Origin of the sequence: Sphingomonas sp. (assembly GCF_031361285.1) — a bacterium.
Lineage (GTDB): Bacteria > Pseudomonadota > Alphaproteobacteria > Sphingomonadales > Sphingomonadaceae > Sphingomicrobium.
In genome coordinates, this window is record NZ_JANMCO010000036.1 from 1 (window position 1) to 11,674 (window position 11,674).

The 11,674-nt window shown below is 64.1% G+C and carries 14 protein-coding genes and 1 tRNA gene; 13 read left to right on the plus strand and 2 right to left on the minus strand.

Features of this window, described 5'->3' with window-relative positions:
• The 12 genes from RMO25_RS03390 to RMO25_RS03445 all read left to right on the plus strand — a co-directional run.
• Positions 1 to 453 (plus strand): acyl-CoA dehydrogenase family protein (locus RMO25_RS03390; RefSeq protein ID WP_309661200.1); only part of this gene is annotated, 453 nt, incomplete at its 5' end.
• Between the two features lie 54 nt (positions 454 to 507).
• Positions 508 to 1,335, plus strand: coding sequence for a c-type cytochrome (locus RMO25_RS03395; RefSeq protein ID WP_309661201.1), 828 nt, complete (start codon positions 508 to 510; stop codon positions 1,333 to 1,335).
• Positions 1,336 to 1,397: 62 nt separating this feature from the next.
• Positions 1,398 to 1,862 carry a DUF3237 domain-containing protein gene (locus tag RMO25_RS03400; protein WP_309661202.1) on the plus strand — a complete coding sequence of 155 codons (465 nt, stop codon included), beginning with the start codon at positions 1,398 to 1,400 and terminating at the stop codon, positions 1,860 to 1,862.
• The gene (locus tag RMO25_RS03405; protein ID WP_309661203.1) at positions 1,859 to 3,460 is read left to right on the plus strand and encodes a carboxyl transferase domain-containing protein; all 1,602 of its coding nucleotides are present in this window, start codon (positions 1,859 to 1,861) and stop codon (positions 3,458 to 3,460) included. Before RMO25_RS03400 ends, RMO25_RS03405 begins: the two co-directional genes overlap by 4 nt.
• 8 nt (positions 3,461 to 3,468) lie before the next feature.
• Positions 3,469 to 3,936: a nuclear transport factor 2 family protein gene (locus RMO25_RS03410; RefSeq protein ID WP_309661204.1), complete on the plus strand. Its 468-nt coding sequence runs from the start codon at positions 3,469 to 3,471 to the stop codon at positions 3,934 to 3,936.
• Complete coding sequence (bioB, locus tag RMO25_RS03415; RefSeq protein WP_309661205.1) at positions 3,933 to 4,922, plus strand: biotin synthase BioB; 990 nt, start codon at positions 3,933 to 3,935, stop codon at positions 4,920 to 4,922. Before RMO25_RS03410 ends, bioB begins: the two co-directional genes overlap by 4 nt.
• Positions 4,923 to 4,941: 19 nt before the next feature.
• Positions 4,942 to 5,679 carry a TlyA family RNA methyltransferase gene (locus tag RMO25_RS03420; RefSeq protein WP_309661206.1) on the plus strand — a complete coding sequence of 246 codons (738 nt, stop codon included), beginning with the start codon at positions 4,942 to 4,944 and terminating at the stop codon, positions 5,677 to 5,679.
• Entirely contained in the window at positions 5,672 to 6,190 is a 519-nt protein-coding gene (locus RMO25_RS03425) for a TspO/MBR family protein (protein WP_309661207.1), read from the plus strand. Before RMO25_RS03420 ends, RMO25_RS03425 begins: the two co-directional genes overlap by 8 nt.
• A gap of 14 nt (positions 6,191 to 6,204) precedes the next feature.
• Entirely contained in the window at positions 6,205 to 6,498 is a 294-nt protein-coding gene (locus RMO25_RS03430; RefSeq protein ID WP_309661208.1) for an accessory factor UbiK family protein, read from the plus strand.
• 56 nt (positions 6,499 to 6,554) lie between these two features.
• Entirely contained in the window at positions 6,555 to 7,013 is a 459-nt protein-coding gene (locus tag RMO25_RS03435; RefSeq protein ID WP_309661209.1) for a YbjN domain-containing protein, read from the plus strand.
• Positions 7,010 to 7,855: a pyrroline-5-carboxylate reductase dimerization domain-containing protein gene (locus tag RMO25_RS03440; RefSeq protein ID WP_309661210.1), complete on the plus strand. Its 846-nt coding sequence runs from the start codon at positions 7,010 to 7,012 to the stop codon at positions 7,853 to 7,855. Before RMO25_RS03435 ends, RMO25_RS03440 begins: the two co-directional genes overlap by 4 nt.
• Before the next feature lie 26 nt (positions 7,856 to 7,881).
• Positions 7,882 to 8,772 carry a branched-chain amino acid aminotransferase gene (locus tag RMO25_RS03445; RefSeq protein ID WP_309661211.1) on the plus strand — a complete coding sequence of 297 codons (891 nt, stop codon included), beginning with the start codon at positions 7,882 to 7,884 and terminating at the stop codon, positions 8,770 to 8,772.
• A gap of 6 nt (positions 8,773 to 8,778) precedes the next feature.
• Here RMO25_RS03445 and RMO25_RS03450 read toward each other — a convergent pair whose 3' ends face one another.
• Positions 8,779 to 9,114 (minus strand): DOPA 4,5-dioxygenase family protein, encoded by a 336-nt coding sequence (locus RMO25_RS03450; RefSeq protein ID WP_309661212.1) that lies wholly within the window; start codon positions 9,112 to 9,114, stop codon positions 8,779 to 8,781.
• A 9-nt stretch (positions 9,115 to 9,123) separates the two neighbouring features.
• A complete protein-coding gene (locus RMO25_RS03455; RefSeq protein ID WP_309661213.1) occupies positions 9,124 to 11,205 on the minus strand; it encodes a M13 family metallopeptidase in 2,082 nt (693 codons plus the stop codon).
• Positions 11,206 to 11,395: 190 nt separating this feature from the next.
• Between RMO25_RS03455 and RMO25_RS03460 the strand changes: the two genes are divergently transcribed.
• Positions 11,396 to 11,470: transfer RNA gene (locus tag RMO25_RS03460), tRNA-Gln, on the plus strand.
• Positions 11,471 to 11,674: the final 204 nt, after the last annotated feature.

Below are 11,674 nucleotides of genomic sequence, written 5' to 3' on the forward strand. Positions count from 1 at the left end.
GGCGCCGCGGTGCTGATGAGCGGGCTCGATTATGAGCGCACGGTGCTGGCTGGGATCCAGATCGGCATCATGCAGGCGTGCCTCGACGTCGTCCTGCCCTATGTTCGCGAGCGCAAGCAGTTCGGCAAACCGATCGGCAGCTTCCAGCTGATGCAGGCCAAGGTCGCCGACATGTACGTCGCGCTCAATTCATCGCGGGCGTACGTCTACCAGGTGGCCAAGGCGTGTGACGCGGGGCGGGCGACCCGGTTCGACGCCGCCGGGGCGATCCTGCTGGCGAGCGAGAATGCGGTCAAGGTCGCGGGCGAGGCGATCCAGGCGCTGGGCGGCGCCGGCTACACCAAGGACTGGCCGGTTGAACGCTATTTCCGCGACGCCAAATTGCTCGACATCGGCGCCGGTACCAACGAAATACGCCGGATGCTGATCGGGAGGGAGCTGATCGGGGTTTGAGAGTCGCCAATCCGGTGTGTTCGCACTAGGCTCTCTGGTCGAGGGGAACCGGGCATGCGATGCTGGCTGTTTGGTGTGCTGCTCGCAATGACCGCGTGCGGTTCACCGAAAACCGATCAGCCCGCAGGTGAGGAACCGACGCCGATCGCGTTCGATGGCACGGACGGAACGGATGCGGCGGCCCGCATCACTCATGGGGAGCGACTGACGCGAGTGCTCGGCTGCAGCGGCTGTCATGGCAAGGATCTGACCGGGCGCAACTTTACCGAGGATGATCCCCAATATGGGCCGGTCTACGCGTCCAATCTGACGCTGGTTGTGCCGCATTACAGCGACGCGGCCCTGGAGAAATTGCTGCGCGCTGGCGAGCATCCCGACCGCCATTCCCTGTGGATCATGCCGTCGGAGATTTTCCAGCACCTGAGCGCCCCGGACATGGCGGCACTGATCACTTACTTGCGGACGCTGCCGCCATCGGGAAAACCAACGCCGCCGCCCGCCTTTAGCGCGCAGGACAAAAAGGACATCGCCGCCGGTGTGTACAAGCCCGCCGCCCAATTGGTGCGCGAACTCAAAGTGGTGCTCCCATTCGATGCAGGTTTGCAGCTCGCGCTCGGCCGCTACATGACCTCGGTGACCTGCGCCGAATGCCATGGGCCTAAGCTCGAGGGGAAAAAAGGTGACACGCCGGACCTGGTCATCGCCGGTGCTTATTCGCGCGACGAGTTCGAACGCCTGATCACGCAGGGAATTGCCAAGGGCGGCCGTAAGATCAAACCCCTAATGGTCAAGGTCGCGCAAACCCGCTTCGCGCATTTGACGCCGCACGAGCGTGATGGGCTGTATGCGTATCTGAAGGCGCGCGCGGAGCGGCCGCAATAGCGGCGCTTGGTCCCACGGCCGCAATCTTTGCGGCGGCGTGGCGCCATGCTAGCGCGGCAGCGATGGACAGCCTGCCCAACCGCCATTTGACGACGCTCAGCCTCGACGTCGATTTCACCGGCATACTCGCTATCGGTGCGACGCCCGCAGGCCATCGCGCTATCGCGACGGTCACCGGCGGCCGGTTTGACGGCGAGCGGCTGTCAGGCGAGGTGCTGCCTGGCGGCAGCGACTGGCTGACCACGCGGGCCGGTGGCTTCGACATAGACGTTCGCCTCCCGCTGCGCAGCGACGACGGCGCCAATCTCGCCCTTGCTTATCAGGGCCGATTTCTCGCCGATGAAGCGACGATGCGGCGCTTTCGCACGGGCGAGCAGCTCGAACGGCAGGATTATTCGGTGCAGATCGTGGCGAAATTTGAATGCGGCGACCAACGCTATGCGTGGCTCAACGACGCGATCGTGGTCGGCATCGGCGAGCAGACGCCGAGCGGGCCGAGCTATGCGATGTTTGAGATCGGTCGATGAGCGGCCCTCGGATCGACACCAAGGTTTCCACCGACAATTCGGAGTTCAAGGCCCGCGCGAAACATAATCGCGCGCTGGCCGAGCAGCTGCGCAAGGACGTCGCGCAGGCGGCGCTTGGCGGGACCGAGAAATCGCGTGAACGGCACATGTCGCGCGGCAAATTGCTGCCCCGGGAGCGCGTCGAGCGGCTGCTCGATCCGAGCTCGCCGTTTCTCGAGATCGGCCAGTTGGCGGCGTTCGATTTGTACGACGGCGAGGTCCCCGGCGCCGGGATGATCGCCGGCATCGGCCGTGTTTCCGGTCGGCAAGTGATGATCGTCGCCAACGATGCGACGGTAAAGGGCGGCACTTACTACCCGCTGACGGTAAAGAAGCATCTGCGCGCGCAGGAGATCGCCGAGGCCAACCGCCTGCCGTGCGTCTATCTGGTGGACTCGGGCGGGGCCAATTTGCCGCACCAGGCCGAGGTATTCCCCGACCGCGACCATTTCGGGCGGATTTTCTACAATCAGGCGCAGATGTCGTCGAAGGGCATCGCCCAGATCGCCTGCGTCATGGGCAGCTGCACCGCCGGTGGCGCCTATGTCCCAGCGATGAGCGACGAGAGCATCATCGTCCGCAATCAGGGGACGATCTTCCTTGCCGGACCGCCGCTGGTGAAGTCGGCGACCGGGGAAGAGATTTCGGCCGAAGACCTTGGCGGCGGCGACCTCCACGCGCGCAAATCGGGCGTGGTCGATCACCTCGCCGAGAATGACGAGCATGCGCTGACCATCGTACGGGATATTGTCTCGACGCTCGGGGCGGAAGACGGCGCGCGGGTCGAGCTGCGCGAGCCGCGGCCACCGCTGCACGATGCGGAGGAATTATACGGCCTGATCCCGGCGGATGTGCGCGAGCCCTATGACGTGCGCGAGCTGATCGCGCGGATCGTCGACGGGTCGGAGCTGCACGAGTTCAAGGCGCTCTACGGCAGCACATTGGTGTGTGGATTCGCGCACATCTGGGGGATGCCGGTGGCGATCCTCGCCAACAATGGCGTCCTGTTCTCCGAAAGCGCGGTCAAGGGCGCGCACTTCATCGAGCTCGCCTGCCAGCGTCGCATCCCCTTGCTGTTCCTGCAGAATATCTCGGGCTTCATGGTCGGCGGCAAATATGAGGCCGAAGGCATCGCCAAGCACGGCGCCAAGCTGGTCACCGCAGTGGCGACCGCGCAAGTGCCCAAGATTACCGTGCTGATCGGCGGCAGCTTCGGCGCTGGCAATTACGGCATGGCTGGCCGGGCTTATAGCCCACGCTTCCTGTTCAGCTGGCCCAACAGCCGGATCAGCGTGATGGGCGGCGAGCAGGCGGCGAGCGTCCTCGCCACCGTCCACCGCGACGCCGACAAATGGACGGCAAAGCAGGCCGAAGCGTTCAAGCAGCCGATCCGCGACGATTATGAGGCGCAGGGCAACCCGTGGCACGCGACCTCGCGCCTGTGGGATGACGGCATCATCGACCCCGCCCAGACAAGGGACGTGCTAGGCTTGGCCTTCGCCGCCTGCCTCAACGCCCCGATCCCCGAACGCGCCCAGTTCGGCGTGTTCAGGATGTAGGAAGCAAGATGATGATTTTGTCCTTGGCGCTCGCCGCGCAAGTCGCCTCAGGTCGACTCCCGCCGGCTCAACCAATTCTGGCGCCCGATTTCGAAACGGCCAATGTTTTGGTCCCCATACAGAAGCTGTTCGCTGCTTTTGAGATGGGGGATTCTACCGGCATGCTCCGCCTGGTCTTTGCGGACGGACGGGTTACCGCGACGGGCGAGCGGGCAAGCGGAAGCGGTTTGCGCCAGCAAAGCTGGTCGGAGTTCGCGCAGCGCGTGAAACCCGACAGCCGGTTTTCGGAAACCATCAGCGACCCGGCGATCGAAATTGACGGTGATGCAGCCATGGTTTGGGCGCCCTTCGTTGTCCGGGTTGATGGAAAGGTCAGCAATTGCGGATTCGACCACTTTGACCTGGTTCGCGACAATGGGACGTGGAAGATCATGAATTTGACGTTTTCGTCCCGCTTGACGGGTTGCCCGCAATGAGTCGCACCAACTGGATCCGCGCCGAGATCGCGGAGCTTTTCGACCTGCCGTTTACTGAGCTCGTTTTGCGCGCGGCGGAGGTGCATCGGGCAAATCATGCGCCCGGCGAAGTGCAGCTGTGCACCTTGCTGTCGATCAAGACCGGGGGCTGCCCCGAGGATTGCGGTTACTGCTCGCAATCAGTGCACGCCAACACCGGCCTGAAGGCCGAAAAATTGATGGACGTCGACGCGGTGCTGGCGTCCGCGGCCGAGGCCAAAGCGGCGGGCTCGCAGCGGTTCTGCATGGGCGCGGCGTGGCGCGAGGCCAAGGACCGCGACATGGACGCGGTCTGCGCGATGGTCGCCGGCGTCAAGGCGATGGGGCTGGAGACGTGCATGACCTTGGGCATGCTGACCGGCAACCAGGCGCGGGCGCTGAAAGACGCCGGCCTCGATTATTACAACCACAACATTGACACTTCGCCCGAACATTATGGCGATATCATCACTACGCGGACGTTCCAGGAGCGGCTCGACACCCTGGAGGAAGTGCGCGGCGCCGGGATGGCCGTGTGCTGCGGCGGGATCGTCGGGATGGGCGAGACCCGCGAGGATCGGGTCGGCTTCATTCACGCGCTGGCGACGCTGCCGCGCCATCCCGAAAGCGTGCCGATCAATGCGCTGGTGCCGATCAAGGGGACGGTGCTGGGCGACATGTGGAACGGCGAGAAAATGATCGACGACATCGAGTTCGTCCGTACGGTGGCGGTGGCGCGGATCACTATGCCGCAATCGATGGTGCGCCTGTCCGCAGGCCGCGAAAGCATGAGCGAGCCGACCCAGGCTTTGTGCTTCCTCGCCGGAGCGAATTCGATCTTCACCGGCGAGAAATTGCTGACCACGGCCAATGCCGGCGGCGGGGTCGACGCCGCGATGTTCGCCAAGCTTGGTCTCAAGCCCATGGAGGCCGAGGAGCCAATGCGCAGCCTCCAGGCGGTGACATAATCCTTAGATCGCATGCGGAATGACCAAAGTTCGGGCCGACCAATTGCTCGTGGCGCGGGACCTCGCGGAGAGCCGGACCAAGGCCCAGGCGCTGATCCTGGCGGGAGCGGTGTTTTCGGGTGACCGGCGGATCGCCAAAGCGGGCGATTTGCTAGCCGAGGATGCGCCGCTGGTGGTCAAGAGGCGCGAACATCCGTGGGTGTCGCGGGGCGGGGTCAAGCTCGATCATGGGCTGACCCATTTCGGCTTCGATGTGGCGGGGGCGGTGGCGCTGGATGTCGGATCGTCGACCGGGGGCTTTACCGACGTGCTGCTGTGCCGTGGGGCGACCAAGGTTTATGCTGTCGATGTCGGCACCAACCAGCTGGCGTGGAAACTGCGGCAGGACCCGCGGGTCGTTGTTCACGAGCAAACGAATGCGCGCTATCTGACCGCCGAAATCGTGCCCGAACCGGTCGATATCGTCGTGTGCGACGCGAGCTTCATCGGGCTGGCGAAGGTGCTGGGGCCGGCGTTGGGGCTGGCTAGGCCAGGCGCGAAACTGGTGGCGCTGGTCAAGCCGCAATTCGAGGCTGGTCGCGATGAGGTGGGCAAGGGCGGGGTGGTCCGTGACCCCGAAGTCCACAGCCGGGTGTGCGATGCGGCGTCCGAATGGGTCGCTTCGCAGGGCTGGCGCGTAATGGGGGTCACCCAAAGCCCGATCACCGGGCCCGAGGGCAATGTCGAATTTCTGTTGGGAGCAGTGAAGGATGGTTGAGGACATTACGAAGCGAAGCTGGGCTCAATTCGCGCTGGTCACCGTGCCGGCGATCGTCCTCGCCGGATCGGCCAGCGGATGGTTGTCGAACAGCGGCTTCGGCAATCCCTGGTTCGATGGGCTGGCGAAGCCATTTTACATGCCGCCTGGCTGGGTGTTCGGGGTGGCATGGACCTTCCTCTACATCTTGCTCGGGCTGGCGCTGGCGATGATCCTCGCCGAGCCGCCGTCGGACCGGCGCCGGACCGCGCTGGTGCTGTTCTATGTCCAGCTGGCGCTCAATTTCGCCTGGTCGCCGATCTTTTTTGCTGCCCACGACATCCGGTTGGCGGCGGTCGTGATTTTCGTCATGTTGGCACTCGCCGCGTCGGCCGGCGGGCAATTCTTCCGGATTCGTCCACTGGCGGGCGGGCTGATGACCCCCTATCTGGCGTGGCTGTGCTTCGCGGCGACGCTGAACACCGCGTTTTACACGTTGAACCCGGGAGCTGGCGCGTCGCTTATCGGGTGAAGGGAGAGACGAAGATGCAATCCGAGAACAAGATGTTCGACGACTTGGTCAAGATGGTCAACGGCGTCGCCGGAACCATGGCCGGCGTCGGCCGCGAGGCCGAATCCTCGATGCGCGAGAAAATGCGCGAGTGGGTCGGCGGGGTCGATTTCGTCGGCCGCGATGAATTCGAAGCGGTCAAGGCCATGGCCGCGGCGGCGCGCGACGAGAATGACGCCTTGAAGGCGCGGATCGTGGCGCTGGAAGCGAAGGCAGGCGGGCCTGCCAAAGCTCGCGTGACAAAGCCCAAGCCGGAGGCGAAACTCTGAGCGAGCCCGAAGACCAGGAAGAGCGCGACGAGCGCGACGATGGGGCTCCGATCGAGGTGCTCGAGCAGTATTTCGACGCCCGCGGCTGGGCCTGCGAGCGCTCGGCGGAGGGCGAGATCGTCGCCTCCGCGACCGGCAGCTGGGCGCAATATGAATTGCGTGGCGTGTGGCGACCCGAAGACCAGGTGCTGCAATTCCTCGCTTTCCCCGACATCAAGGTCGCGGTCGAGAAACGCGCCGCGATCTACGAGGTGCTGGGCCTGATCAACGAGCAATTGTGGCTCGGCCATTTCGAGATGTGGTCGGGCTCTGGCCTGATCGTGTTCCGCCACGCGACGATCCTCGATGCGCGCGAGAGCGAAGGACTGAGCCTCGAGCAGGCGGAGGCCATCGCCGAAGCCGCGATGGAGGAGTGCGAGCGCTTCTACCCGGTGTTCCAGTTCGTGCTGTGGGGCGGCAAATCCCCGGGCGAGGCGATCGCCGCCGCGCTCATCGATACGCATGGTGAAGCGTGAGCGTTGACCTTCTGCCAGGATCAACCTGGTTTGTTGGCTGCGGCAACATGGCCGGGGCGATGGTCGAGGGCTGGCGATCGGCGGGAGTCGAGCTGTCGCAGGCAGTCGCGATCCGGCCGAGCGGCAAGCTGGTCGAAGGCGTTCGGACGGTCCAGTCGGTCGGCGAGGCGGGGCGGCCACCAAAGGTCGTCATTCTGGGTTTCAAGCCGCAGAAATTGGACGAGATCGCTCCGCAACTCGCTTCGCGGTTATCGGCGCAAACGGTGATTGTCTCAATCCTCGCCGGCGTTGAAGTGGCGAGCCTGCGCAGCCGGTTCCCGGGAGCAGCGGCAATCGTGCGGGCGATGCCCAATCTGCCGGTCGCGGTCCGCCGCGGCGTGATCGGTCTGTACAGCGCCGATGCCGACGACGCGCTTCGGCAGCAGCTGAAGCAATTGTTCACCGTCCTCGGGATGGTTGCATGGACCGCGAGCGAGGCCGAATTGGCCGCGATTGGCGCGGTCGCTGGCGCCGGCCCCGCCTATGTCGCACGGTTTATTGCCGCGCTGGCCAAGGCCGGGGTGCAGCGCGGACTCGACCCCGACATCGCCGCGACGGTGGCGCTCGAAACGGTGTTCGGAACCGGCTGGCTGGCGGCGGCGAACGGTGAAGGCATGGCCGCCATCGCTCGCCGGGTTGCCAGCCCCAATGGCACCACCGAAGCTGGCCTTGCGGTGCTCGACCAGGACGATGTTTTCGATGCCCTGATTGGCGCCGCGATCACGGCCGCCGCGCGGCGCGGTGGGGAGCTCGCCGAAGCGGCGCGGAGTGACAAGGTTGCCGTCGCGACGTCACTGCCTTAGGCGCCGATCGTAACAGGGACGAATTGATGGCCGAGCAGCGCACTTTTGACGACCGCGACGGATGGATCTGGTTCGACGGCAAGTTGGTTCCGTGGCGCGAAGCCAACATCCACATCCTCACGCATGCGATGCATTATGCGTCATCGGTGTTCGAGGGCCAGCGCGCCTATAATGGCGAGATCTTCAAACTCCACGAGCACAGCCAACGGCTGCACAAGAGCGCGAACATTTTGGGCTTTGAGATTCCGTGGAGCGTCGTCGAAATCAATGCCGCCTGCCGGGAAGTCTTGAAGGCCAACAAATTGGTCGATGCCTACATGCGGCCGGTCGCCTGGCGTGGGTCCGAACAGATGGGCGTTTCGGCGCAAGGGACCAAGCCGCACATGGCGATCGCGGCGTGGGAATGGGGCAAATATTTCGATCCCAAGCTTGCCGAGAAAGGCATCCGGCTCGACATCGCGCGCTACCGCCGTCCGGCGCCTTACACCGCGCCGGTGCATTCGAAGGCGGCCGGCCTGTACATGATCGCGACCTTGTCGCGGCAGCAGGCGGAAAGCCGTGGTTATGAAGATGCGTTGATGTTCGATTGGCGCGGACAAGTAGCTGAAGCGACCGGCGCCAACGCCTTTTTCGTCCGCGATGGCGAATTGCACACCGCGATCCCGGATTGCTTCCTGGACGGCATCACCCGGCGAACGGTGATGGATCTCGCGCGCAATCGGGGAGTGACCGTCGTCGAGCGCGACATCTGGCCCGACGAGCTCGAAAGCTTCGAGCAGATGTTCCTCACCGGCAGCGCAGCCGAAGTGACTTTTGTTGGCTCGGCGGGCCCGTGGAATTTTGAAGTCGGCGACCTGTCGCGTCAGCTGGCCAAGGATTATGACGACACCGTCAACGGGCGCATTGCGAACCGTTGAGCGGCGTTAGTCGAAGATCGACAGATTGAGCGGCTCGCTCGGGCCGAACCAGATGACGTGTTCGGTGTGGTCGGCGCGATCGTCGCCGGTGGTGGCGTGGGCGAAAATCGTCAGGGCTTTGCGATTGAGCGTCATCCATTGCGCGAAATCGCCGAATTGCCCTGGCGCGATGGTTATCTGGCAGCTGCCGCGCGGATGCGGTCCGACCGGCTCGAGATGAAAATGGCCGACCGGCACGCCAAACCGCTCGCGCGCCGCTTCGCCCAAGGCGCGAGCGCGATCGACCTCGGTTGCATCAAAATAGATGTGGGCGTGAAAATCGCGGATCGACGGTTCGGTCATCGCCGCCCCTTACCAAATCCGCGCTCGTTTGTCCGGCGGGATGTAGAGCGCGTCGCCGGGCTTGACGCCGAAGGCCGCGTACCAGGCGTCGAGGTTGTGGACGACGCCATTGACCCGATACTTGCGATAGCTGTGCGGATCGCTGGTGGTGAGGTTGCGAATGGCTTCCGGAGTCATCTTGCCTGCCCATGCCTGGGCCCAGCCAAGAAACACCCGCTGGTCGCCAGTGAAGCCGTCGATGACCGGTGCTTTGTCGCCGTGCAGCGAGGCGTGATAGGCATCGAGGCCCATCGTTAGCCCGCCGAGGTCGGCGATATTTTCGCCCATTGTCAGGTCGGGCTTGATGTGCACTCCCGGCACCGGCTCGAACTTCGAATATTGCGCGCCGAGAACCGCAGCGCGGCGCTTGAACTCGGCGGCGTCGGCTGGAGTCCACCAGTCGCGCAAGGCGCCCGAGGCATCGATCGACCGGCCCTGGTCATCAAAACCATGGGTCAATTCATGGCCGATAACACCGCCGATCGCCCCATAATTATAGGCCGGATCGGCGTCGGCATCGAACATCGGCGCCTGCAGGATTCCGGCTGGGAAGACGATATCGCGAAGCGATCCGTTGTAAGCATCGTTGGTCTGCGGGGTCATGCCCCAGTCGCCCTTGTCGCCTGGCCCGGTGCTGCGGTCGACATAGAATTGCCAGTCGGCGGCGGCGGCGCGCCGGACGTTGCCGACCAGATCGTCGCTGCGGATGACGAGGTTTGAATAATCGCGCCATTTGTCGGGATAGCCGACCTTGATAGTGTAGGTATCGAGTTTCTTGAGCGCCTCCGCCTTGGTCGCAGCACCCATCCAGTCGAGCCGCTTGAGCCGTTCGTGAAAGGCGTTCTTGACGTCGCCGACGAGCGCTTCGATGTGCTGCTTGGTGGCCGGTGGGAAGTAGCGCTCGGCATAGATCTGGCCAACGCCCCAATTGAAGGTGCCAAAGCAGCTGGTCGGATCGGCCCCGCAATCGCCGCCGGCGACCGCCAGCATCGCCCGTTTCCAGCGCGCGCGGTCCTCGGCCTGGCCTAGCAGCACTTTGCCGCGGAACCCGAAATGAGCTTCGGCGAACGGCTTGGACAGATATGACGCGGCCTGGTCGGCGACCCGGAATGCCATCCACGCTTTCAAAGTGTCGAGCGGCGTTGCGCTAAAGGTCGCGGCGAGCTTGGTGAAAGCGTCGGGCTGGCCAACGATTAGCCGGTCGTGCCCGCCAAGCTTGGCCGCCGCCAAATAGGCGGTCCAGTCGAGGCCGGGCGCGCGGGCGGCAAGCTCGGCCGGCGACTGCGGGTTGTATTGGATGGTTGGGTCGCGCAGCTTGGCCTTGTCCCAACTATCCCGCGCTACCTCGGTTTCGAAGGCGATTAGCCGGTTTGCGGCCCCGGCCGGATCGTCCCAGCCAAGCAGCGACAAGAGTTGCGTGGCATAAGCGGCATAGGCCTGACGCTGCGGCGCAAACTCGGGCTGGAGATAATAATCGCGGTCGGGCAGGCCGAGTCCCGACTGGTTGAGATAGATGGCGTAGCGGTCGGGCGCCTTTTGATCGCTGTCGATGTAGGGGGCAACGAGCGCGGGATAGAAGCCGTACGCCGACTGGCCCATCAACGCCGCCAGTTCTGAGCGGCTGGGGGCCGCGCGGATGGCGGTAAGTTCGGGCGCGATGGCTGTTGAACCCAATTGCTCGATCCCGGCCTCGTCCATGAACGCGGTGTAAAAAGCGCCGGCCTTGCCGCGATTGTCGGTAGGCTCGATGGCTACGCCCCGGGCCACGTCCTGGAATAGCTCGTGGAGTTGGCCTTCCATCCGGTCGGTCATTTCGAAACGGCGCGAGACCGTCGGCCGGTCGGCGGGAATGGTCGATCGAGCGAGATAGCTGCCATTGACAAATTGGAAGAAGTCGTTGCCGGCCTTGGTTGAGTGGTCGATCGCGGAAAGGTCGAACCCTGACGGCGCATAATGCGGGCCGGCCGGAGCGCCTGCCTGGGTGGAGGCTTGTGCTTGCGCCGATGTCCCGACGGCAGCGCCCAACAGCAACAGATATGATAGCTTGCTCATGATTGTCCCCTCCAGGCCGGCCAGCGGGCCGCCTTGCATCACTCGAAGCTAGCGAGTTGCCAGTCGGCGGCAATCGTCAATCGACGAACGGCCAGGCAGGTCAACGGATGGTCGTCCGGCCCTCTTTCCATGCCAAGCCCGGAGGCTATAAGCGCGCCTCCTCCCCCCGCGCCGATCGCGGGGTTAGTGCTGGGGCGTCGCCAAGTGGTAAGGCACCGGTTTTTGGTATCGGCATTCGCAGGTTCGAATCCTGCCGCCCCAGCCAGCACTTAAAAATTCTATCGAAACAATAGGCTATGATCGGCCATCCAGCCGGCGGATAGCAGCACAAACACGCCCGGCCATCCGGCGATGTTACTGCCAACCGAAGGCCTCTTCTTCTCCAATGATGCCCGTAGCCGACCTGGGGACCGGATTATTGCAATCACCGACATGGCATCGATATCGATGCGACGTCGGCCTATCTTGA